The sequence below is a fragment of the Propioniferax innocua genome (assembly GCF_006716235.1).
GTDB classification, from domain to species: domain Bacteria; phylum Actinomycetota; class Actinomycetes; order Propionibacteriales; family Propionibacteriaceae; genus Propioniferax; species Propioniferax innocua.
The window spans coordinates 853265-874841 of the sequence record NZ_VFOR01000001.1 but is presented as its reverse complement, the minus strand read 5'-3'; the positions used below and the strand labels follow the sequence as shown (position 1 = coordinate 874841).

Sequence of the window (21577 nt, the reverse complement as noted above, 5' to 3'; positions counted from 1 at the left end):
GGAGGGAGTTCGTCGTGGCCGATCAGTTCGATGACACTCGACTCGATGATCCCGATGCGCTGTACGCAGCTGACGGGCTCTTGAGGCACCTGGCCGGCAGCGGTGCACGACTGCGTATCGAGGCCGAGGCCGCGGAGGGGCCGCTCGCGGCGGTGCAGGTCGAGCGTCCCCGTGCTGTGCTGGCGGTGGGCCCCGAGGCGCGGCTGCTGCGCGCGGTGCTCGAGCCCTGGTGCCCGATTCCCTTCGTCGCGTGGCCGTCCACCACACTGCCGCAATGGGTGGGGACCTTGGATCTGGTGGTGGTTCTGGGCCACGGCGAACCGGCCCGGGATGAAGCCCTGCACGAGACCGTGCACGAGGCCCGACGCCGTGGCGCACGGATCATGATCGCCTGCCCGCCCGATGCCCAGATCGCCGAGTGTGCGTCCTCTCCCAGCACGACACTGTTGCCGACCACGACCGGCGATGAGTTGGCGTCGGCGGTGGTGATGCTTCAAGCGCTGGCCAAGGCAGGGGTCGGGCCCGCAGTGGATCCGGTGCTGGTGGCAGACGCCATGGACCTGGTGGCTGAGGAGTGCTCGCCGTTCCGGGATATCTCCACGAACCCCGCCAAGGAGTTCGCTCTCGTCGCAGCCGATGCCCTACCACTGGTGTGGGGTGGTTCGGTTCTGGCGGCCCGGGCGAGTCGACGCGTGGCCGAACAGGTGCGTGCCGTATCCGGTCGAGCGACTCTGGCGGCTGATGCCGGTGAGCTCCGCACCGTGCTCGCCGGCGTCCCGCGTCGTGATCTCTTCGCCGATCCCTTCGAATCACCGGCGGACAACCGGCCGGCGTTGATGATGCTCGACGACGGTGACGAGAGTGAAGGTGTCCTTGGTGATGCTCGCTCCCTCGAGAGTGCTGCAGAAGCCGCGGACGTCCGCATCTGGCGATCGGTGCAGGGGCGTGGTTCGGTCATGGAGCGCTACGCGGCGCTGCTGCAGACCGGTCGCTTCGGCGCTGCCTACCTGGGCATCGCCCTGGGGCGGGAGCTTCCCACTCCTGACTGACGTCTCGAAGTCGGCGCTAGACTCGCGCGCATGGATTTCCGCGTCGCAGATCTGTCCCTTGCCGAATACGGCCGTGCCGAAGTCACCCTCGCCGAGCATGAGATGCCCGGCCTCATGGCGATGCGGGAACGCTACGCCGAATCGCAGCCGCTCAAGGGGGCGCGTATCGCGGGCTCGATCCACATGACGGTGCAGACCGCCGTGCTGATCGAGACACTCACTGCTCTGGGTGCTGAGGTGCGGTGGGCGTCGTGCAATATCTTCTCGACGCAGGATCATGCCGCTGCCGCCATGGTCGTCGGCCCCGACGGAACCCCCGATGACCCCAGGGGCGTGCCCGTGTTCGCGTGGAAGGGTGAGTCGCTCACCGAGTACTGGGAATGCACCGAGCAGATCCTCACCTGGCCCGACGGACGCCATCCCACGATGATCCTTGACGATGGTGGTGATGCCACCGTGCTCGTCCACCAGGGCGTCGAAGCCATGAAATCCGGTGCGTTGGCCGACCTTCCCGAGGATGCCTCGGAGGAGGAGAAAGTCGTCCACGCGGTGCTCGAACGCAATCTGGCTGAGAAGCGCACCGACTGGATCGCGGTGGCCGAGAATCTTCGTGGCACCACCGAGGAGACCACCACCGGTGTGCATCGCCTCTACGAGATGCAGCGCAACGAGACCCTGTTGTTCCCCGCCATCAACGTCAACGACGCCGTCACCAAGAGCAAGTTCGACAACAAGTACGGCTGCCGTCACTCGCTCATCGACGGCATCAACCGCGCCACCGATGTGCTGATCGGCGGCAAGGTTGCAGTCGTGTGCGGCTATGGCGATGTGGGCAAGGGCTGTGCGGAGTCGCTGCGTGGCCAGGGCGCGCGTGTCATCGTCACCGAGATCGATCCCATCTGCGCACTGCAGGCAGTCATGGACGGCTTCCAGGTGGCCCACCTCGATGAGGTGGTCTCGCAGGCGGACATCTTCGTCACCACCACCGGTAACCGTGACATCATCATGGCCGAGCACATGCGGCGCATGAAGCATCAGGCCATTGTGGGCAACATCGGTCACTTCGACAATGAGATCGACATGGCCGGTCTCGCAGCGATCCCCGGCGTCGAGAGAGTCGAGATCAAGCCCCAGGTGCATGAATGGCGGATTCCCGGCGGCAACACCGTGGCCGGGGCCGTGGAGGCCCATTCGATCATCGTGCTCTCGGAAGGTCGCCTGTTGAATCTGGGCAATGCGACCGGGCACCCGAGCTTCGTGATGAGCAACAGCTTCACCAACCAGGTGCTGGCTCAGATCGAGTTGTACACCAAGGACTACCCGGTGGGGGTCTACGTTCTGCCCAAGCATCTGGACGAGGAGGTCGCCCGTCTGCACCTGGAGTCCCTTGGAGTGAAGCTCACCACGCTGACCCAGAAACAGGCTGATTACATCGGTGTCCCGGTCGAGGGGCCCTACAAGCCGGACACCTACCGCTACTGATCAGTTGTAACCGGCGGGGGTCGCCTGCCAGGTGAATTCGGTGGGCGTCCCCTCGTTGGTGCGGAAAGTCACGTGCGTGATCTCCGCTCCCTGGGGGATCTCGTACTGCACCCAGCCACGGTGGCACTGATCCTTCTTGCCCTCGCCGTAGACCGGCTGCTTCTCCTGCTTGGGTCGTACCGTGTAGGCCCCGCCCTCGGAGGTCCACACCCACCACGCGGCTGCGCTCGCACCGCCCGTCTTGCCCTCCTTGGTGTAGCACATCTCCACCTCGGCGGCGTTGCCGTCGACGCTGTGCACGGTGAGATCGACGCTTCCACGTGTGGCGGTATCACCGAGCTGGAGTCGCTCCCACGGGGGCACATGGTTCTGGATCGGGGGAGTTCCGCAGGCGGTCAGTGCCACGGTGGTGGCCGCAGCCACGACGAACAGGGGACGGGTCAGGATGCGCATGGGGGCACGTTAGCGGCTGAACCCCTCATGGGTCATTCCGAGTCGTCGCCGGCGTCGTCGGGGTTCATCTGCTCCCAGATCTCCTTGCACATGGGGCACACGGGAAAACGATCAGGGTTGCGTGAAGGAATCCAGACCTTGCCGCACAGGGCTATCACCGGTGTTCCCATCACCATGGCCTCAGTGAGCTTGTCCTTGGGAACGTAGTGCGAGAAACGCTCGTGATCGCCGTCCTGGTACTGGTGCTCGGTGCGCTCCTTGGTGATGGTCTGCGCGCCGGGGCTGAGCTGTTGATTCATGCGGTCATTCTAGGAGGGTCGCGTCAGTTGATGGTGTCGCTGCTGTAGGGGTGGGGGACGGTGAGGCCGCTGACGGTCTCATGCACGATGCGTCCACCCTGGAAGTACTGGGTGCAGGTGGATTCGAAGCAGCGCTCGGCATCAAGGGGATATCCGAACGGTCCCTCGGGGCCACCTCGGGTCTCCCAGGTCGACCTGATGCGGCCATGGATCGGGGCTGCAGCGGTGTGGGTCGAACTGTAGACCGCGCCACCGGTGAACTCCTGCACCTTGCCGCCGTTGACGAGGCCGTAGGTGACATCGCTGGTCGATGGCCCGAGGCCGGCGAGCTGCGCGACCTGGCTGTGCGTATCGCCGACGCACCCGGACATGTCGCTGAGGGTGTCGGCGATGGCCTGCCCGATCACGGAGGCGATCTCCGGGGTGAAGTGAGCGCCGTCGGCGTCATAGCCGGGGCGCCAGTTGTAGCCGTTCGAGGTCAGGGAGTGCAGGTCGAAGACGCGGATCCCCTCTTTATCGGCATAGGCCTCGAGTGCTTCGTTGTAGTCGATGACGCGCTGCTCGAGATGCCGCACCGGAGGCAGGTTGACGATCAAGATGTTCTCTTTGGCAACACCGGTGTTCTCCACGATCCGTGGATAGTGCTCCATGGACTTTTCCGGGGGGAACAGGAAACCGGGAAGGTTGTCGACGGTTCCGGCCAGAATCACCGCGTAACTGTCCTCGTGGAACATGCTGGGCTCGATCGTGTCAGCCAGACGTTCCACGGTGCTCCCGCCGTAGGCCCAGCCGCCGTCGAGGTGAACATACGGGTCGCGTGTTGTGTAGTAGGCCCACGAGGTGTCGACCATGTGGTCGTGATGGAGGTAGGTGCCGATCTCATCATCGCCGTCGTCGGCACGTTTGCCGCTGACGGGGTAGCCACCGTCGGTGTGGGACGAGCCGACGGCACCGAAGGTGACACGGCAGTGCTCGACCAAGCCCCTCCGAGGCAACGGTGCGCCCGGATCCTCTGCCTGCTGTACGGGGGCCTCGCCGCCCATGCTCAGCCCGGCTTCGGCTCGTGAGTGTGCGAGCCCACTGGAAACGGGGATGCCGATCAGCAGGGCGACGAGCAGAAGGCGTCGCCCGATCAACGCCCGCTTGCTGGGCTTGGCATGTTTCACGGAAACTCCAGGTCAGCTGGGAAGATCATCGGTGATGTGAGACAGCCCTTCCGGTGTCCCAACGAAACACCATACGTCCTCCCTGGAATTCCTGCGTGCATCCCACGCGGTCGCAGCGCTCACTTGTGACCGGGTAGCCGAGACGTCCACGTTCCCAGCCACCGGCGGCCCAGGCATCTTTGATGCGCCCCTTCACGGTGTGTGCGCCGGTGCCGGGGGACCAGTAGATGGATCCACCTTCGAAGTGGGTGAAGCAGCCGCCACGGATGAGGCCGCAGTGTTCGTCGGTGGTGGGGTAGCCCAGATGGCCGCGTTCCCAGCCGGAGGTGCCCCAGTGCTCGAAGATCTTGCCGCGGACCGCGTGCGTGCCCGTCCTGCTCGTCCAGTACATGACGCCGCCCTCGAAGCGCTGCAGGCATCCACCGCGGATGAGGCCACAGTATTTGGTGCGGGTCGGGTAGCCCAACCATCCGCGCTCCCAGCCGAGCCGGCCCCAGTGATCACGGGTGGCACCGTTGATCTCGACCGCACCGGTGGCGGGTGACCAGTAGATGGAGGAACGCTCGAAGACGCTGTAGCAGCCACCACGCACGAAACCACACCGTTCAGGTTCGATCGGGTACCCGGGATAGCCGTTCTCCCAGCCCATGCGCGCCCACTCGTCGCGGATCGCGCCGCGGACCGAGGTGGAGGGGCTCACGTTCGAGACGTACACCGAGCCGATGTCGAAGTGCTGGAACTTGCCGTGATCGCGCAGACCCACGTGGATCCCGGTCCGCGCTGCACCCAGCTGCGCACGAGCGGCTTCGGCGCCGAAGTCGCTGCGGACGCAACCGGTCATGTCGTTGAGGGTGTGGGCGATGGAATCGCCTACGGCCTTCGCCTGTGGAAGGTTGAAGTGGATGCCGTCATAGGTGTGTCCGTCACGCCAGTGGGCTCCATTGGCGTTCATCGTGTGCACATCGAGCACACGGATGCCGTTGCGGCGTCCGAACTCGGCGAGGTGTTCGTTGTAGGTGATGACGCGCTGTTCCAGGTGCCGGATCGGCGGAAGGGTCACCAGCAGGATGCGGTTCTTGGCCACGCCGGTGTTCTCGACGAGGGTGGCCATGTGCTGCATCGAGCGTTCGGCGCTGACACCCCGGAGTTGGTCGTTGGTTCCAGCGAAGATCACCACGTAGCTGCCCGAGCGATACATGTGGGGGCGGATCTTGTTCGCCAGATCACCCACCGTGCTGCCGCCCTTGGCCCAGCCACCATCGAGGAAGAGATACGGATCGCGTGTGGTGTAGTGCGCCCACGAGGTGCTGATCGCGTTGCGTTCGTGCATATAGGTGCCCTCGATGCCATCGCCATCGTTGGAGATGCGGCCGTCGGGGTTCCAGCCATCGGTGAATGATGCGCCGGCCACTCCGAACGTCACGTTCGGGCAGGCCGGGGCGATCGCGTGCGGTTCGATGTCCACAACAGGGATGTCGGAGGGATCCACCGGTTCTGGTGTCGCATCGGGGGCCTGTTCCAGCTCATCCTCGGTGGGAGGGTCGTACCGGCCGTCGTCGGTCTCGGGATCCAGGTCAGCTCCGGATTCCCCCGCTCCTGATTCTTCCGCGGATGGGGTTTCGGCCACGGTCGGTGTCGGGGTGGGGGACACGGTGGGAGCAGCAAATGCCGGGGAGGCCAGGGTGCCGGTCATGATCGTGGCGGCCACGGCTGCAAGGAGTTTCAGAAGACGCGATGGGTTGTCGGGCATGGTGCACTCCCATGTGGCTCGTCCGAGGATGGATTGACGATTCTGTCGAATGCGGTCATATAAACACAGCGAACATGAGAGATCAAACATCTTGTGTTCATGTCGCAGTGGGCTGTTCCATCGCCTCCGATCCGTGCGCCAGCACCGGAGCCCTGCTCGAACGGCTACCATCGGCCCGGTGAGTGAGGCCCCCGATCTCTTCGAGCAAGGTGCGGTCCCTGACCTGCGGGCCAAGGGACTCTCCCCGGCGTACCCGCAGAAGGCTGCGTGGGGGACGGTCCGGACGCTGCGTGCCTGGCAGGCCGCGGCCCTTGCCGAGTACCGCTCGCGTGAGCCCAAGGACTTCCTGACCGTCGCCACGCCCGGCGCGGGCAAGACCTCCTTCGCTCTGACGCTCGCAGCCGACCTGTTGGAGCGTCGCGTGGTGGAACGGATCGTGGTGGTGGCCCCCACCGAGCATCTCAAGACTCAATGGGCCAACGCCGGTTCCCGCGTGGGTATCTCGCTGGACCCGACCTACACCGTCAAACAGGGCGCTCTGGCGCCCGAGTTCAACGGTTTCGCGTTGACCTATGCCGGTGTGGCCACCAACCCCAATGGTCTGCGGGTGCGTGTGGAACAGTCGAAGACGTTGGTGATCCTCGACGAGGTTCACCACGCCGGTGATGCCCTGAGCTGGGGTGAGGGCGTGCGGGAGGCGTTCGAACCGGCCACGCGTCGGCTGGCGTTGACCGGTACCCCTTTCCGCTCCGACGCCAATCCGATTCCCTTCGTGCGCTACGAGCCCGACGGCCGAGGGGGATCCCGTTCGGCCGCGGACTACGCCTACGGTTACGGCGAGGCCTTGGCCGACGGCATCGTCCGTCCGGTGTTGTTCATGGCCTATTCCGGCGACATGCATTGGCGGACGCGGGCGGGGGACGAGGTGGCGGCACGGCTGGGGACCCCCCTCACCAAGGATCTGGAGTCGCAGGCGCTGCGTACCGCACTTGACCCGAACGGTGCATGGATTCCCCAGGTGCTGCAGGCGGCCGACACACGGCTGTCCGAGGTGCGCAATCATATTGCCGACGCCGGAGGGCTTGTCATCGCCTCCGATCAGGAGAAGGCACGGGCCTACGCGCGTCTGCTCGAGCACCTGTGCGGGGAGAAACCGACGGTCGTGCTCTCGGACGAGGAGGGCTCGAGCGAGCGCATCGAGGAGTTCAGCTCCGGAACCAGCAGGTGGATGGTCGCTGTGCGCATGGTGTCCGAGGGCGTCGATGTGCCGCGCCTGTCGGTGGGGGTCTACGCCACCAACACGTTGACACCATTGTTCTTCGCCCAGGCGGTGGGTCGTTTCGTGCGTGCCCGGAGCAAGGGGGAGACCGCATCGGTGTTCGTGCCGAGCGTCAGCCGGTTGCTGCAGCATGCGTCCGCCATGGAGGAGACTCGTGACCATGTGCTGAAGGCGCCCAAGGACGCCGACGAGGCCCAGCTACTGGAACTGGCCGAGCGGACCCAGAGCACCGAGGACGTCGACCCCGAAGAGGGAGAGTTCACCGCGCTGGCCTCTGAGGCCGACTTCGAGAAGATCCTCTACGACGGCGGCGAGTTCGGGCTGCAGGCGATGGCCGGCTCCGAGGAGGAGCGGGATTATCTCGGGCTGCCGGGGCTGCTCGAACCCGAGCAGGTGCGTGATCTCCTGCAGCGACGCCAGGCCCAGCATCTGTCACGGGCCGAGGAACGCGCCCAGGCCGAGGGGGACGCGGCCGGGCCGGCCAGGAGCCAGGCCACGCATCAACGTCTGCGAGCGATGCGCAAGGAGCTCAACTCCCTGGTGGGGGCATGGCATCACCGCACCGACCAGCCCCACGGTGTCATCCACAATGAACTGCGCTCGGCCACCGGTGGACCTCCCAGCGCAGCCGCCGACGAGGACACCCTCCAACAGCGGATCGACCTCATCCGCAAGTGGGCGGTCACCGGAAGGAAATGACCCATCGTGCCACCGCCGCCTGTTGTGTGGTCAGGGGAGTCCGCGTTGGTGGAGGGGTTCGAGGTGGTGGGGTTCGGCGTGTTCGAGGGCTGTGGGGTCGGCGATGTGGGCGGCGATGAGGTGTTCGATGCCGGTGTCGGTGTTGCCGTGTTCGATGTGGCATTCGCCCAGGCGTAGGAGGACCAGGGGGTTGGTGTGGCCGCCTTGGGCGCGGTGGGCGGCGTCGAAGGCGTCGTGGGCGCGTTGGTAGTCGCCTTGGGCGAAGTAGGCCTCGCCGGCGGTGGCGAGGAACCACATGGGGCCGTCGGTGGTGGCGGGGTCGTCGAGGTGGTGGAGGGCTTGGCGGCACAGTTCGATGGCGTCGGTGTAGTGCTCGTTGTCCATGGCGGTGTTGATGCGGTTGGTGAGGTCTTGGATGAGGGGGTGGTCGATGTCGAGGGTGTCGTCGGTGTCGGTGTGGGGTGGGAGGGCGTTGGCGTTGTCGCGGGCGATGGCGAGGTAGCGTTCGAAGCCGCGGAAGGGGAGGGTTCCGTGGGTGCGGTAGACCTGTTGGAGGAGGGTTTTGCCGTGGGTGGGGTTGCCGGTGTGCCATTCGAGGACGGCGTGGGCGAACTCGACGTCGTAGAAGTCGGGCCCGTAGCCCTGTTCGAACTTGACCAGCCAGTGGGCTGCTTCGTCCCAGGCTTCGGCTTCGAGGAGGCGTGTGACGGCGGTGTATGAGATGGCTTGGAAGTTGATTTTGGGGAGGTCGGGGGGCATGGCGGCGCGGATGTGTTGGTACATCGTGGTCAGGGTGGCGGTGTCCCGGGCGTCCTCGGCAGCTTCCAGGTCTTTGCGGGCTGCTTTCATGCTCTTGAGGAATTCGTCGGGGGTCATGGGATCTCCTTGTTGGTCAGGGCCAGCCGGGAACGTCGGCAGCATGGACGGTGGGGTCGACGTCACGGTAGCGGTGGGGGTTGCGGCCGCCGGCGGAGCGGTTCAGGCTGCTGGGGGTGAATTGGTAGTTCTTGCCCGGGGGTGGGGGTTCGAGGTCGAGCATCCATTGTTTGCGTGCGTCGGGGCTCATGCGGTGGCCTCGGTCGATCCAGAATTCCACCGCACCTTCGATGTGACCCATGTCGCATTTCTTCAGTTGGATGGGCCCGTCTTCGCCCATTACGTAGATTCGTTTGAGGTCCTGCTTGGTGAGGTCGCGGAGTGAGTCGCGGCCACCGAAGTCGTCGAGGTCCAAGGGGAGGCCGTCGCCGTCGACGAGGTCGCCGTTGCGGGCCATGCGGCGCCAGACGTGTTGGCCGGTGGGGTCGAGTTTCCCTGGTGTTGGGCCCAGGAGGTGCCTGCGGGGGCTCTTGAGCTTCTTGAGTTGGTCCAGGCCGCGGCCGCTGTTGGCGAGGCGTCGTGCGACGTCGTCGGCGGTGTCGCCGTGTTTGATGAGTTTTCTGGGGACGCGGAAGAACTGCCCGCAGTGTTTGACGATGAACCCGGAGGCTCCCTTGATCACCTTGGTGTTCGGTGGCACCGGGCCAAGGTGACACACGGTTGGGGCTTTTGTCCGGGCTCTGCGCACAACAGCGGAACATTCCGGCTTTCATGCCTGTGGCAAGCGTGCCGAGGGCTCGCGTGGCCCAAGTGGTCAGGGCCTTGCCGTGAACGATGCCCGGTCAGTGCAAGTCCACGGGGTTGCGCACGTCACTGGGTGACCGCGATGTAGATCGCGAGCACGATGGCGAGCAGCGTCAGACCGCCGATGCTCGCCCACAGGATGATGAGCCAGCGGGGGAAGGGCTCACGACCGGACGTCGATGCGTCGGGTGTCAACTCCCAGCCGGAGGGGGCGCTGCCGGTGGTGGGCGCGACCGTCTGTTCCGGCCCCTGTGCCGGCACCGGCGCCGAGGGAAGAAAGGCCGCTTCGGTGAATTCGGAGGGCCGCAGCGCCGCCGGTCCACGTGAGCCCGGGGGAGCGGCATGCATCGTTCCCGCCTGTGGGGAGGTGCTCCATCCGGAGCCGGCTGCTTGCGCCGGTGGCGCGGTCGGTGAGGGCGGAGAATCGAGGAGCCCGGCCAGACGGTCACGTCGCAGGGGCACCACGGGGGTGATCTCGCTGCGGTGGGGACGCGTGGTGCGTGCCGACGCCGGCACCGGCCCGGCGGGGGTGCCCATCTGCGTGGCCATGGCGTCCAAGGCGTCGGCCAAGGTGGTCGCGTCGGGCGGGCGGTTCTGCGGATCGATGCTGAGGCCCGCGTTGAGCAGGGAATCCAGTTCGGCGGGTGCCCCGATGGATTCGGCGATCGGCCCGGGACGCACATGTTCGGGGCGCTGTACGAGTTGCAGCATCGTCTGACGCGGAAACGGCACGCGTGACGACAACACCGTGTACGTCATGGCGGCCAACGAGTACACATCGCAGTGGGGGCCGATCGACGCGTCTCCACGTGCCTGTTCCGGAGCCATGAACGCGGGCGTACCGGCGGCCATCGTCTGCCCGGCGCGTTCCCTGAGGTCCTTGGCGACTCCCAGGTCGGCGAGTCGGACCTCCAGATGGTTTCCCGAGCCCTTGTGGAGCAGCAGGTTGCTCGGTGTCACGTCGCGGTGGACCACGTGATGGGAGTGCAGCACGGCGACAGCGCGGCAGGCGTCGGCGCACAGACGCAGTTTCGCGCCGGGGTGCATGGAGGTGCTGCGCACCTTCTGAAGTGAGCCCGCGTCGCAGTAATCCATGACGAAATAGGGCTGCTGGCCGTGCGTACCGATGTCGTGGACGCCGACGACCCGTGGGTTCTGGATGCCGCGCATGATGCGGGCCTCGTTGAGGAAGCGGTGGCGCACGTCGGTGTCGTCGGTCCAGTTCTCCGCCAACACCTTGACTGCCACGGCGCGGCCGGTGGACGGCGCGGTGGCCAACCAGACGGTCGCGAAGGAACCGGCGCCGATCCGCCGTTCCACCCGATACCGCCCGATCTGTTCCATCGCGCCCATTGTGTCCGATCTGCGGCCACGGTGCTGGAGGCACCTCGTAGGCTCGATACATGCGGATCACACATTTGGGCCATGCAGCGGTGCTCGTCGACGTCGCAGACCGCCGGATCCTGTTCGATCCCGGCAACTTCTCCGACGGCTGGCACGGGCTCGAAGGGCTCGACGCCATCTGCGTCACCCACCTCCACCCCGACCACATCGACCCGGACAACATCGGTGCGCTCATCGACGCCAACCCTGAGGCCGAGGTGCATGTGGAGCCCAGCGTGGTGGACACCTACGAGCTGCCTGCACATGTGCAGCGCCTCGCGGCCGATGCGAGCGTCGAGCTCGGGGGCGTCCGCATCGATGCGGTGGGTGGCCTTCACGCCGTCATCCACAAGGACATCCCGCGCGTCGGCAATGTCGGGCTCGTCGTCACCGCCGAGGGGGAACCGACCTTCTTCCACCCCGGAGACAGCCTCGATGCGGTCCCTGCCGGTATCGATGTGGTTGCGGTACCGATGATGGGGCCTTGGGCCGCGATGAAGGAACACATCGACTTCTTGCGTGATCTGGACGCACCCCTTGGTTTCGGTATCCATGAGGGGCTGTTGAACGAGCGCGGCTGGAGGTTGCCGTTCGGCCGTTATGGCGATATGACGTCCACGATGATGCACGATCTGCGTGACGGCCAACCGTGGGAACCGGCCCTGACCGGTTCCGATGCGACAGGAGAGGCATGAGCGACGACATTCCGGTGGGTAGCCCACCGGTGCCCCCGGGGCGGCACGCTGCACCACTTGGCTGGTACCCCGACCCGAGTGATCCCTCCCGCGAACGCTATTGGGATGGGTGGCAGTGGAACCGCAGCACACGCCCCGCGGTCGGTTCGGCAGGGCCCGTGGGAGCGCCGCCCGGTCAGCCTGCGGCCTATTCCCCCGGCAACATCGGCAACACCGGCGGCACGTCGACCGGCACGTCGGTGCCCACCACTGCTGACGGTGTGCCGCTGGCTTCGTGGGGAGTGCGCGCAGGGGCGGCGATCATCGATGCTGTGCTCCTGTGGTTCCTGGGTCTCCTCGTGGTGGGCTCCATCCAGCGCGCGACCGGTGCAGACGTGCGCCTCGAAGCCGCGGCCCAGCGGTATCAGGCCTATGTGTTCGAGAGCCTCTCGAATCCGGAGGCCTTTGACGCCATGCATGCCCTCTCGATCATCCTGACCCGAGACTTCTATGTGCAGATCGCGCTGTATCTGGCTGTGGGCGTCCTGTTCTTCACGATCTTCCACGCCGCGTTGAGCGCCACTCCAGGCAAGCTCATGCTCGGACTGCGGGTGGTCCCCGTCGATCGTGGCACCCAGATCCAAGGGCTTGCGTGGGGACGCAGCTTCGTTCGGGCACTCGTCTACCAGATACTGGCCCGCTTCTCAGTGCTCGTGTGGCTGGTGCTGCTGCTGGACCTGCTGTGGCCCCTGTGGGACAAACGACGCCAGTCACTGCACGACAAAGTGGCCGGTACCCAGGTGGTCAACGTCAAGCAGGGTGCCCAGCATCCACAGGGCATGATGGACTCGACGCGTCAGACGCGTTGACTCATCCGGTGCGTTGAACCGATCGAAAGGGAAACCCGTGTCCGATCGCCTGGCCGAACTCGCCGCCGCTCACGGAGTCGCCACCGACTTCACCGACTGGACCGGGAATCACGCCCGGATCGAACCAAGCACACTCCGTGCGGTGCTCGCCGCGCTCGGCGTCGACGCCTCCGACGAAGCCGCTGTGGAGACCGCGTTGGAGGAGACCCGCAGCAAACCGTGGCGCCGCATGCTGCCGCCCACCACCGTGATGCGTGCCGACCACGCGGCCGAGCTCCGGGTCCACGTTCCCGCGGGAACGCCGGTGCACGTCTCGGTGCAGACCGAGCAGGGCCGTTCCTTCGCGCTCCGCCAGATCGACAACTTCGAAGCGGACCGCACCATCGACGGTGCCCGCGTGGGTGAGGCATCCTTCGAGCTCCCCGCAGGTATGCCGTTCGGTTATCACCTGATCCATGCCGAATCGCCGCAACCAGCGGGCGATCCGGTTCTCGCAATGGGGCACCTGATCGTGACTCCGGCCCGGCTCGGTGTGCCCGAGGCGCTGGGCGATGACCGGGCCTGGGGGTACGCCACCCAGCTTTACTCGGTGCGGTCCCAGGGGTCGTGGGGGATCGGTGACCTGACCGATCTCGCCGACCTGGGTGTGTGGTCGGCGACGCACGGTGCCGACTATTTGCTCGTCAACCCGCTCCATGCGGCCGAACCGACCGTTCCCATGGAGCCCTCGCCCTATCTGCCCACGAGCCGTCGCTTCAAGAACCCCATCTATCTGCGGATCGAACGCATCATCGAGTTCGCCGAACTCGCACCCGAGACGCAGGCGCGCATCCGCAGCGCCCAGCAGCTCCTTGCACAGTCCCTGGATGAGCTCGATGAGATCGCCCGGGATCGGATCTGGCCGGTCAAGCGCGCCGCGCTGCGGTCGGTGTTCGAGCACGGCCGGACGCCCGGGCGTCAGTTCGCGTTCGACGCCTGGCGTGCCCAGCAGGGGGAGGGGCTGGAGCGCTTCGCCGCCTGGAATGTGCTGGCCGAGGAATTCGGCCCGGCCTGGCACGCTTGGCCACAGCAGTATCAGGACGCCACCGGTCCCGACGTGACCCGGTTCATCGAGGAACGCCGCGCTGATGTGGACTTCCACTGCTGGTTGCAGTGGTGTCTCGACGAACAGGCGCGCACCGCACAGGACGCTGCGAAGGACGCCGGCATGCGGCTGGGGCTCATGCACGACCTCGCCGTCGGAGTGAACCCCCAAGGTGCCGACGCGTGGGCTCTGCGCGATGTGTACGCCGAGGGTGTCACCGTGGGAGCGCCGCCGGATCAGTACACCCGGCTGGGCCAGGACTGGAGCCAGCCGCCCTTCCGGCCAGATCGTCTGGAGGAACTCGGTTACGCGCCGTTCCGCGACATGGTGCGCTCGGTGCTGCGTCACTCCGGTGGGGTGCGCGTCGATCACATCATCGGTCTCTTCCGGCTGTGGTGGGTTCCCGAGGGGAACACTCCCGTCGAGGGCACCTACGTGCGCTACGACCACGAAGCCATGATCGGCGTCCTGTGTCTGGAGGCGCATCGTGCCGGTGCCGTGGTGGTCGGTGAAGATCTGGGCACCGTCGAGCCCTGGGTGCGGGACGTGCTCATCGATCGCGGTCTGCTTGGCACCTCCATCCTGTGGTTCGAGAAGGACTGGGACGCCGACGTTCCGCTGTCGCCCGAGCAGTGGCGCACCGACTGTTTGGCCTCGGTCACGACGCACGACCTGCCTCCCACCGCCGGGTATCTGGATGGCGAACACGTGCGTCTGCGTCATCGTCTGGGCCTTCTCGACGATCTCGACCAGGAGATGGAGGCCGCCCGGGCAGAGCGTCAGCAGTGGATCGAAGTCCTCCACCGAAGTGACCTGCTGGCGGCGGACGTGCCAGCGGAGATCGACCCGACACCGCAGGAGATCGAGCAGATCATCATCGCGCTGCACCGGTTCCTCGAACGCACCCCGGCCCGTCTGCTGAACGTGGCACTCACCGACGCAGTGGGCGATGTGCGGGCACAGAATCAGCCGGGAACCACCGACGAGTATCCGAACTGGCGCGTGCCGCTGACCGGGGCCGACGGCGCGCCCCTGCCGCTGGAAGCGGTGTTCACCAGCGAGCGGGCGGCCCGACTCATGCAGGTGTTCGCCGAACTCTGAGCGCGTTGATGGCCGGTTCGCCTTGTGCTGAACCGTAGGATCACCTCTTGTGACCGACAGCTCGCAGTATGCACATGACGACAACATTCAGGACGCACCCAAACAATCGGTGACGCCCGGTTCGGTGATCGCCAACGTGATCCGAGGCGGGCTCATCGGGCTCGCCGAGCTCGTCCCGGGCATCTCCGGCGGCACGATCGCGCTGATCGTCGGCGTCTACGAGCGACTGATCGATTCGGCCAACCATGTGTTGACCGGCGTCAAGCGTCTGGTGGTGGGGCCTGACCGCGGCACGTGGTGGCGTGAGGTCAAACGCGCCGAATGGGGCCTGATCATTCCACTGCTCATCGGCATGGTGGGCCTGGTGTTCACCCTGGCCGGCGTCATGGAGGGCTTCGTCACGAATCATCCGAGCAAGGCACGGGGGCTGTTCCTCGGAATGGTGCTCGCCTCGGTGGCCGTCCCCCTGCTGCTGATCGATCGCAAGGATCTGGCGTCCACCGGCAAGCGGATCGGCGCGGCGCTGTTGCTGCTGGTGGTCGCGGCCGTCTTCTTCTTCCTCACCGGCCTGGGTGGCGCGCCGGTGAACAACGATCCGTCATTGGTGCTGGTGTTCTTCGCCGCAGCCGTCGCGATCTGTGCGCTCGTGCTCCCCGGCGTCTCCGGTTCGTTCTTCCTGTTGACCATCGGCATCTATGCCGCGACCACCGGGGCGGTGGACGACCGCAATATCGTCTACCTGCTGGTGTTCATGGCCGGTGCTTTCACGGGGCTGGCCGTGTTCGTCAAGGCCCTGCACTGGTTGCTGCACAACATGCACACCAAGGTGATGCTCGTGATGGCCGGGCTGATGTTGGGATCACTGCGGGCTCTGTGGCCCTGGCAGGGCCCCAGCCGTGAGCTCCTCGCGCCGGGCGCCGACGCCCTGCCGGTCTTTGGGCTGACCCTTCTGGGCGCCGTCGTCGTGGTGGCGATGGTCCTGGTGGACCGCAAGATGTCCGCCAAGCCCCAGAACACAGAGCAGACCGAGGCCGCCTGAGCTCTGGAGGTCACTCGGCCAGCGGGTCGAATTCCTCCCCGTCCGCCTCCAGGTAGATCGTCGGCACCGCGGGCTCGCCGCGTGACATCCGGCGGGCCGAGGGCGGCAACTCGCGGCGTGCGCGAAGGTGGCGTTCGCGGGCGTCGGCGATGGGTTCGGTGCCCACGATCTCGCCGTCCCTGACCAGATCCACCATCAGGGGACGGTCGTTCCAATCGCCTCGGGGCGGGTTGCCGACGCCGATCACCTCAGCTTGGGCAACACCCCGCTGGTCGAGGCGACGCAGAGCGAACTTGCGTCCACCGATGGACACCTTGTTGCGTGACCTCTTGGCCACCGGAACCTGGATGCTGGGGTCGTTGCTGTCCTCACGGGAGACGAGCTTGTACACGAAACCACAGGTGGGGTGACCCGAGCCGGTGACGAGGTTGGTGCCCACACCGTAGGAGTCCACCGGTGATCCGGACAGGGCGGCGATCTGCCATTCATCCAGGTCGTTGGTCACGGTGATCCGTGTTTCGGTGGCTCCCAGATCATCCAGCAGGTCACGGACCTCACGGGCCACGGTGAGCAGGTCGCCCGAATCCAGACGGACGCCACCGAGTTTGCCGTCGGTGAGTTCCACGGCGGTCTTCACCGCTTCGGTGACGTCGTAGGTGTCGACGAGGAGTGTGGTGTCGGTGCCCAGTGACGCGAGCTGGGCACCGAACGCCTCCTCCTCGGAGTCATGCAGCAGCGTGAACGAGTGCGCGGCCGTTCCCATGGTCGGGATGCCCCAGCGCTGTCCGGCGGCGAGGTTGGAGGTGGCGTCGAAACCGGCGATCCAGGCGGCGCGTGCTGCGGCCACGGCCGCTTCCTCCTGCGTGCGACGCGAGCCCATCTCCGCACATGGACGCCCCTGCGCCATCAGGGTCATACGGGATGCGGCCGAGGCGATCGCCGAATCATGGTTGTAGATCGACAACAGCAGCGTCTCGAGGATCACCGCTTCGGCGAAGGACCCCTCGACCACCATCAGCGGTGCTCCGGGGAAATAGACCTCACCTTCGGGATAGCCCTGGATGTCGCCGGTGAACCGGTAGTCGGCCAGCCAGGTGGCCGTGGCATCGTCCACGACGCCGGTGCGGGCGAGGAACTCCACGTCCGATTCGTCGAAACGGAAGTCCTTCAGGGCCTCCAACGCACGGCCGACGCCGGCCACCACGCCGTATCGGCGCCCTTCGGGCAGGCGTCGGGGGAAGAGCTCGAAGACGCTGCGGCGGTTCGCGGTGCCGGCGGCGAGTGCTGCCTGCACCATCGTGAGCTCGTAGTGATCGGTCAGCAACGATGTGGTCACACCGGAACACTACTGGCCATGGCCCGTGGCGCACAGCGCCACGTCCGCCTGAAGTCTGGCCCTCGTGCCACAATGTCACCCATGCCCGAGGTCACCGATTCACTGCACCGTGCCCGGATCCTGTGCACCACCGACGCCGGTGGTGCCGACCCCGCCGGGGGGACTGCTGTGGCGGAACGGCCGGCCGACAACCCCGTGGCCAACACGCCATGGGTCACGATCGTGTGGGATGACCCGGTGAACACGCAGGTGTATGTGACGCACGTGTTCGTCACCTACTTCAAATACCCTCGGGCCAAGGCCGAGAGGCTCATGCTGCAGGTGCACAACGAGGGCAAGGCCGTGGTGGCGTCGGGGAGTCGTGAAGAGATGGAACGTGACGTCAACGCGATGCACGGGTTCGGCCTGTGGGCCACCCTGGACCGTTCCGAGTGACCGAGCCGAGTGAGGATCGTATGAGACGCGGTTTCGTGCGTGTACCCGGTGGCTTCCTGCTGCAGGTGCCCGAGGACTGGTGGGAGTTGTTGGAATCCCTCACGCAGCAACTGGTGGATCTGCTGCGTTCCGAGGATGGCGTGCCTGATGCTGCCGAGCCGCCCACGGAGAACCCCTTCGACCCGTTCCAGGCGTGGGAGGCCGAGTTCGGTGACGCGACCGAACCGATGCCCGAGCATGAGGATCCGGCGCTGCGGCGTCTGTTCCCCAACCCGTACCCCGACGACGCCGAGGCGGCCGCGGAGCATCGCCGCTTCTCCGAACCCGACCAGCGTCGCCGAAAGATCACCGACGCCGAACGTGTGCTGGCGCATCTGACCGATCCAGCCGCGCAGTACGAGGAGGACGCCACGGTGATCCCCGACGCCGATGTGGAGCTGTGGCTGCGCACGCTCAATGCTCTGCGTCTGGTGCTGGCCTCGCGGCTGGGGATCGAGACGGGGGAGGACGCCGAACAGCTCTTCGAACTCGAGGAGGGCGATCCGCGCTGGATGATGGCGGCGGTGATGGATGCGTTGGCCGAACTGCAGACGCAGTTGATCGTGCTGGGAGATTGATCGTGTGGAGATCTGACCGTGTGGAGATCGGGTCATGACCGCATCGGGTGAAGGTGATGTGGACGCCCCGATCGGCATCTTCGATTCCGGATTCGGCGGGCTCACGGTGGCCCGTTCGGTGGTGGACCAGTTGCCGGGGGAGGACATCATCTATTTCGGCGACACCGCGCGGACGCCCTACGGTGACCGCCCCATCGCGCAGGTGCGTGAATACAGCCTGGAGTGCCTCGACCATCTGGTGGAGCGGGGCGTCAAAGCGCTGGTGATCGCGTGCAACTCGGCGTCGGCGGCGACCCTGCACGATGCCCGGGAGCGTTACTCGGTGCCGGTGATCGAGGTGGTGCTTCCCGCGGTGCGGCGTGCTGTCGCCACCACCGGCAGCGGCCGCGTCGGAGTCATCTGCACCACCGCGACCGCGAACTCAGGGGCCTATCAGGACGCCTTCATCGCCGCCCCGCATGTGCAGCTCACAACGCAGGCCTGCCCGCGCTTCGTGCCGTTCGTGGAGGAGGGCGTCACCACCGGGCCGGAGTTGCTGGATTGTGCTGTGGAGTATCTCGAACCCCTCAAGCGGGCCGATATCGACACCCTGATCCTGGGTTGCACGCACTATCCGCTGCTGACGGGCGTCATCTCGTATGTGCTCGGGGACCGTGTGAATCTGGTTTCCAGCTCCGAGGAATGCGCGATCTCGGCCTACCACCGGCTCATGCAGCTCGGAATGCTGCGCAGTGAGCCCCGTGAGGGCACACATGAGTTCATCACCACCGGCAACACCGAACATTTCACCGGCGTCGGCCGCCGTCTCTCCGGCGGTTGGGTCGGTGACGCCGGGCAGTTCACCGGCATCGGGACGCCATGAGCCCCGAAATCGCGACCGAACCCGACATCGCGATCGGCCCCGACGCCGCGATCAATCCCGAGACGGGCATGCGACTCCAGGTGCTCGGCGCCTCGGGTTCGGCGAGTGGACCGCATGAACCGGCGAGTTGTTACTTGGTCACCACCCCGGAGTCGACGCTCGTGCTCGACCTCGGCCCCGGTGCTTTCGGGGCCCTGTGGGCTGCGGTGGATCCGCGTCGGATCACGGCCTTCCTGATCTCGCACCTGCACGCCGACCACTGTCTGGACCTGTTGGCCGCCGATGTCGCCGCGAAGTACTCCACCACTGCACCTTGGCCGCGGATCCCGGTGTACGCACCGGCGCATGCTGCCGAGCGTCTGGCCCGTGCCGAGGATCCTGATCCGGGACCGCCCGCGGACCCCGAGTGGGCCTTCGACTTCCACCCCTGGCGCGAGACGGTGCGGCTGGGGGACTGCCTCGTGCGCACAGCACCCACGGCACATCCCACCCAGACGTTCGCGATCCGCATCGAACACGCGGGGCGCTCGTTGGTGTACACCGCCGACACTGGAGAATCCGCCGAGGTCACCGAACTGGCGCGCGGGGCAGACCTGTTGTTGGCCGAGGCGTCGTTCCCGGATCATCCCGGTCTGCCCACGGGGCTCCATCTGAGCGGACGCCAGGCCGGACGCATGGCCGCCGAGGCGGGTGTCGGACGCCTGGTGGTGACGCATGTACCACCGTGGGGCGACGTGGATGCCGCTGTGCTGGAGGCCCGCGCGGAGTTCGACGGGCCGGTGACGGCTGCAGCGCAGGAACGTGTCCACCATCTCGGTCAGATCGTGTGATCCTGCCGGCTGAAGTAGGTGTGCGCGAAAGCCTCGAAGGGGCCGAGCGCCGGGTGGGGACGCTCGACGGGAGAGACCAATGAAACCTCGACCAGGGGCGCATCCGCGATGGGGCGAAACGCCACATCTGGGCTCTGGTGGTTGTGGGTGGTGCTTTCGGACGTGATACCGACCACGTCGCCGAGTGCGATCAGTGTGAGCCATTCCTCGGTTCCGCCGACAGTGATGGTCCGCGGCGTGTCGCCGTGATCGTGCAACATTCGTTCGGTGATGGTCGACGATGTTGTGCACAACGCGATCGTCGTCGACATGAGGGACCGGAGCGTGACTTCGGGCTCTGTGGCTCGTTGATCGTGGGCCGACATGGCCGCGACAAGCCGCTCCGAAGTCAGCCGACGGCGCTGCAGCCCATCGGCGCTGTGCCTGCGGGAAGGCGCTTCACGAATCACCGCCGCGTCGATCGCACCACGATGCAGCTCTCGTACCGGATCCGGTACGTGGACGATGTCTATGACCTGCTCCTGCGTCTGTCGCCATTCATGGATGAGGGGCACTGTGTCGGGGCCGAACCCGGCCCAAGCCGCTCCGATGCGCAGCGGTGGAGTGGACACGCTCTCAAGAGAGGACAGGGCCTCATCCAGTGCATCCAGCATTGTGCGGGCATGATCGACGAGTCGCTGGCCGTTGCGGGTGAGCGTGACCGATCTGGTGGTACGAGCCACCAATCGGGTTCCGAGGATCGCTTCCAGCTGCGCGATGGTTCGGGACAGCGTTGGTTGAGTGGTCCTGAGGCGTGCCGCAGCTGTCGTGAACGTTTCGGAATCGGCAACGGCAACGATTGCTCGCAGATGGCGAAGTTCCACGTCAGTGCGCCCAGTCATACATCCAACGTATGACTGATGAGTATTTCTCTTCGGATGACTCGATGCCTAGCGTCGTCGATATGGAGATCTTGATTGTTGGAGCACACGGCACCATCGGCACAGCCGTCACCGAGCACTTCCGAGCTCTCGGGCACTCGGTGACAACGGTGGGACGCACTCGGGGAGACATCAGGTGTGACATGGCAGACGATGTGCAGTTGGAAGCCATGTGGCGCTCCGTCGGTCGTACCGATGCTGTTGTCTGCGCAGCCGGAGAAGTACCGTTCGCGCCCTTCGAGAAGTTGACGACAGCTGACTTCGCCGATGCGTGGAATCGTAAGGCGTTGGCGCAGATCAACCTCGTGCGTATGGGAGTTGACAATGTCGCTCCCGACGGGTCTTTTGCCCTCATCAGCGGAATTCCCTCCAGGGATCCTGTCATGACTGGAACTGCGGCGGCCACGGTCAACGGGGCTGTCGAGGCGTTCGTCCGAGCGGCCGCCATCGAAATCGCCCCGCAGCGCATCAATGTGGTCAGTCCATCAGTCCTGACGGAAAGTCTGCACGCGTTCGACGCCTCGTTCCCCGGTTTTCCGCCGGTGGATGCTGCCGACATCGCCAGAGCCTTTCGCAAGTGCGTCGAGGGTGGGAACACCGGGAAAGTCATCGAACTCCCTTGAGTTCTGC

21 protein-coding genes are annotated in these 21577 nt (G+C 65.9%); 12 read left to right on the top strand and 9 right to left on the bottom strand.

What is annotated here, in order from left to right:
* The first annotated feature begins 14 nt into the window (after positions 1-14).
* Together FB460_RS04120 and ahcY are read left to right on the top strand one after the other, a co-directional pair.
* Positions 15-1049 (top strand): SIS domain-containing protein, encoded by a 1035-nt coding sequence (locus FB460_RS04120; RefSeq protein WP_246044233.1) that lies wholly within the window; start codon positions 15-17, stop codon positions 1047-1049.
* Between the two features lie 30 nt (positions 1050-1079).
* Positions 1080-2531 carry an adenosylhomocysteinase gene (ahcY, locus tag FB460_RS04115; RefSeq protein WP_142092803.1) on the top strand — a complete coding sequence of 484 codons (1452 nt, stop codon included), beginning with the start codon at positions 1080-1082 and terminating at the stop codon, positions 2529-2531.
* On the opposite strand, the gene FB460_RS04110 is transcribed toward ahcY, so the two are convergent.
* The 4 genes from FB460_RS04110 to FB460_RS04095 are packed head-to-tail and all read right to left on the bottom strand — an operon-like array spanning position 2532 to position 6199.
* Positions 2532-2984: a hypothetical protein gene (locus FB460_RS04110; RefSeq protein WP_142092802.1), complete on the bottom strand. Its 453-nt coding sequence runs from the start codon at positions 2982-2984 to the stop codon at positions 2532-2534.
* Positions 2985-3016: 32 nt separating this feature from the next.
* Positions 3017-3283: a DUF3039 domain-containing protein gene (locus FB460_RS04105; RefSeq protein WP_142092801.1), complete on the bottom strand. Its 267-nt coding sequence runs from the start codon at positions 3281-3283 to the stop codon at positions 3017-3019.
* 23 nt (positions 3284-3306) lie between these two features.
* Positions 3307-4449 carry a GDSL-type esterase/lipase family protein gene (locus FB460_RS04100; RefSeq protein WP_142092800.1) on the bottom strand — a complete coding sequence of 381 codons (1143 nt, stop codon included), beginning with the start codon at positions 4447-4449 and terminating at the stop codon, positions 3307-3309.
* A 25-nt stretch (positions 4450-4474) separates the two neighbouring features.
* A complete protein-coding gene (locus tag FB460_RS04095; protein WP_170209937.1) occupies positions 4475-6199 on the bottom strand; it encodes a GDSL-type esterase/lipase family protein in 1725 nt (574 codons plus the stop codon).
* A 178-nt stretch (positions 6200-6377) separates the two neighbouring features.
* Here FB460_RS04095 and FB460_RS04090 point away from each other — a divergent pair, with 178 nt between their 5' ends.
* Positions 6378-8177 (top strand): DEAD/DEAH box helicase, encoded by a 1800-nt coding sequence (locus tag FB460_RS04090; protein WP_425466957.1) that lies wholly within the window; start codon positions 6378-6380, stop codon positions 8175-8177.
* 30 nt (positions 8178-8207) lie between these two features.
* Here FB460_RS04090 and FB460_RS04085 read toward each other — a convergent pair whose 3' ends face one another.
* From FB460_RS04085 to FB460_RS04075, 3 genes are all read right to left on the bottom strand, one after another.
* Positions 8208-9053 (bottom strand): tetratricopeptide repeat protein, encoded by an 846-nt coding sequence (locus FB460_RS04085; protein WP_142092797.1) that lies wholly within the window; start codon positions 9051-9053, stop codon positions 8208-8210.
* A gap of 16 nt (positions 9054-9069) precedes the next feature.
* A complete protein-coding gene (locus tag FB460_RS04080; RefSeq protein WP_142092796.1) occupies positions 9070-9693 on the bottom strand; it encodes a hypothetical protein in 624 nt (207 codons plus the stop codon).
* Between the two features lie 170 nt (positions 9694-9863).
* Positions 9864-11141: a serine/threonine-protein kinase gene (locus tag FB460_RS04075; RefSeq protein WP_170209936.1), complete on the bottom strand. Its 1278-nt coding sequence runs from the start codon at positions 11139-11141 to the stop codon at positions 9864-9866.
* Positions 11142-11200: 59 nt separating this feature from the next.
* Here FB460_RS04075 and FB460_RS04070 point away from each other — a divergent pair, with 59 nt between their 5' ends.
* Genes FB460_RS04070 through FB460_RS04055 form a run of 4 tightly spaced genes read left to right on the top strand, consistent with a single transcriptional unit; the run spans position 11201 to position 15947 of the window.
* The gene (locus tag FB460_RS04070; protein ID WP_142092794.1) at positions 11201-11875 is read left to right on the top strand and encodes an MBL fold metallo-hydrolase; all 675 of its coding nucleotides are present in this window, start codon (positions 11201-11203) and stop codon (positions 11873-11875) included.
* Complete coding sequence (locus FB460_RS04065; protein ID WP_142092793.1) at positions 11872-12723, top strand: RDD family protein; 852 nt, start codon at positions 11872-11874, stop codon at positions 12721-12723. The genes FB460_RS04070 and FB460_RS04065 overlap by 4 nt, the downstream gene beginning before the upstream one ends.
* Positions 12724-12760: 37 nt before the next feature.
* Positions 12761-14908, top strand: coding sequence for a 4-alpha-glucanotransferase (malQ, locus tag FB460_RS04060; protein WP_211345821.1), 2148 nt, complete (start codon positions 12761-12763; stop codon positions 14906-14908).
* Between the two features lie 49 nt (positions 14909-14957).
* Positions 14958-15947, top strand: coding sequence for a DUF368 domain-containing protein (locus FB460_RS04055; RefSeq protein WP_211345820.1), 990 nt, complete (start codon positions 14958-14960; stop codon positions 15945-15947).
* Positions 15948-15957: 10 nt separating this feature from the next.
* Here FB460_RS04055 and FB460_RS04050 read toward each other — a convergent pair whose 3' ends face one another.
* Positions 15958-17283 carry a nicotinate phosphoribosyltransferase gene (locus tag FB460_RS04050; protein ID WP_142092791.1) on the bottom strand — a complete coding sequence of 442 codons (1326 nt, stop codon included), beginning with the start codon at positions 17281-17283 and terminating at the stop codon, positions 15958-15960.
* A gap of 81 nt (positions 17284-17364) precedes the next feature.
* On the opposite strand from FB460_RS04050, the gene clpS reads away from it, so the two are divergent.
* The 4 genes from clpS to FB460_RS04030 are packed head-to-tail and all read left to right on the top strand — an operon-like array spanning position 17365 to position 20027.
* Positions 17365-17718: an ATP-dependent Clp protease adapter ClpS gene (gene clpS, locus FB460_RS04045; RefSeq protein ID WP_142092790.1), complete on the top strand. Its 354-nt coding sequence runs from the start codon at positions 17365-17367 to the stop codon at positions 17716-17718.
* Between the two features lie 20 nt (positions 17719-17738).
* Positions 17739-18335 carry a DUF2017 family protein gene (locus FB460_RS04040; RefSeq protein WP_142092789.1) on the top strand — a complete coding sequence of 199 codons (597 nt, stop codon included), beginning with the start codon at positions 17739-17741 and terminating at the stop codon, positions 18333-18335.
* Positions 18336-18369: 34 nt separating this feature from the next.
* A complete protein-coding gene (gene murI, locus FB460_RS04035) occupies positions 18370-19197 on the top strand; it encodes a glutamate racemase (RefSeq protein WP_142092788.1) in 828 nt (275 codons plus the stop codon).
* Positions 19194-20027, top strand: coding sequence for an MBL fold metallo-hydrolase (locus FB460_RS04030; RefSeq protein WP_246044232.1), 834 nt, complete (start codon positions 19194-19196; stop codon positions 20025-20027). Before murI ends, FB460_RS04030 begins: the two co-directional genes overlap by 4 nt.
* Here the strand turns inward: FB460_RS04030 and FB460_RS04025 are convergent.
* Positions 20015-20908, bottom strand: a complete 894-nt coding sequence (locus FB460_RS04025) for a LysR family transcriptional regulator (protein WP_142092787.1) — start codon at positions 20906-20908, stop codon at positions 20015-20017. The genes FB460_RS04030 and FB460_RS04025 overlap by 13 nt on opposite strands.
* A 62-nt stretch (positions 20909-20970) precedes the next feature.
* On the opposite strand from FB460_RS04025, the gene FB460_RS04020 reads away from it, so the two are divergent.
* Positions 20971-21570: a short chain dehydrogenase gene (locus tag FB460_RS04020; RefSeq protein WP_142092786.1), complete on the top strand. Its 600-nt coding sequence runs from the start codon at positions 20971-20973 to the stop codon at positions 21568-21570.
* The last annotated feature ends 7 nt before the right edge of the window (positions 21571-21577 follow it).

What these genes read in the sequence shown, in the direction of transcription:
- ahcY (WP_142092803.1), top strand. Translation starts at nt 1,080, where the DNA reads ATGGATTTCCGCGTCGCAGATCTGTCCCTTGCCGAATACGGCCGTGCC.
- FB460_RS04110 (WP_142092802.1), bottom strand. Translation starts at nt 2,984, where the DNA reads ATGCGCATCCTGACCCGTCCCCTGTTCGTCGTGGCTGCGGCCACCACC.
- FB460_RS04105 (WP_142092801.1), bottom strand. Translation starts at nt 3,283, where the DNA reads ATGAATCAACAGCTCAGCCCCGGCGCGCAGACCATCACCAAGGAGCGC.
- FB460_RS04095 (WP_170209937.1), bottom strand. Translation starts at nt 6,199, where the DNA reads ATGCCCGACAACCCATCGCGTCTTCTGAAACTCCTTGCAGCCGTGGCC.
- FB460_RS04085 (WP_142092797.1), bottom strand. Translation starts at nt 9,053, where the DNA reads ATGACCCCCGACGAATTCCTCAAGAGCATGAAAGCAGCCCGCAAAGAC.
- FB460_RS04075 (WP_170209936.1), bottom strand. Translation starts at nt 11,141, where the DNA reads ATGGAACAGATCGGGCGGTATCGGGTGGAACGGCGGATCGGCGCCGGT.
- FB460_RS04070 (WP_142092794.1), top strand. Translation starts at nt 11,201, where the DNA reads ATGCGGATCACACATTTGGGCCATGCAGCGGTGCTCGTCGACGTCGCA.
- FB460_RS04065 (WP_142092793.1), top strand. Translation starts at nt 11,872, where the DNA reads ATGAGCGACGACATTCCGGTGGGTAGCCCACCGGTGCCCCCGGGGCGG.
- clpS (WP_142092790.1), top strand. Translation starts at nt 17,365, where the DNA reads ATGCCCGAGGTCACCGATTCACTGCACCGTGCCCGGATCCTGTGCACC.
- FB460_RS04040 (WP_142092789.1), top strand. Translation starts at nt 17,739, where the DNA reads ATGAGACGCGGTTTCGTGCGTGTACCCGGTGGCTTCCTGCTGCAGGTG.
- murI (WP_142092788.1), top strand. Translation starts at nt 18,370, where the DNA reads ATGACCGCATCGGGTGAAGGTGATGTGGACGCCCCGATCGGCATCTTC.
- FB460_RS04030 (WP_246044232.1), top strand. Translation starts at nt 19,194, where the DNA reads ATGAGCCCCGAAATCGCGACCGAACCCGACATCGCGATCGGCCCCGAC.
- FB460_RS04025 (WP_142092787.1), bottom strand. Translation starts at nt 20,908, where the DNA reads ATGACTGGGCGCACTGACGTGGAACTTCGCCATCTGCGAGCAATCGTT.
- FB460_RS04020 (WP_142092786.1), top strand. Translation starts at nt 20,971, where the DNA reads ATGGAGATCTTGATTGTTGGAGCACACGGCACCATCGGCACAGCCGTC.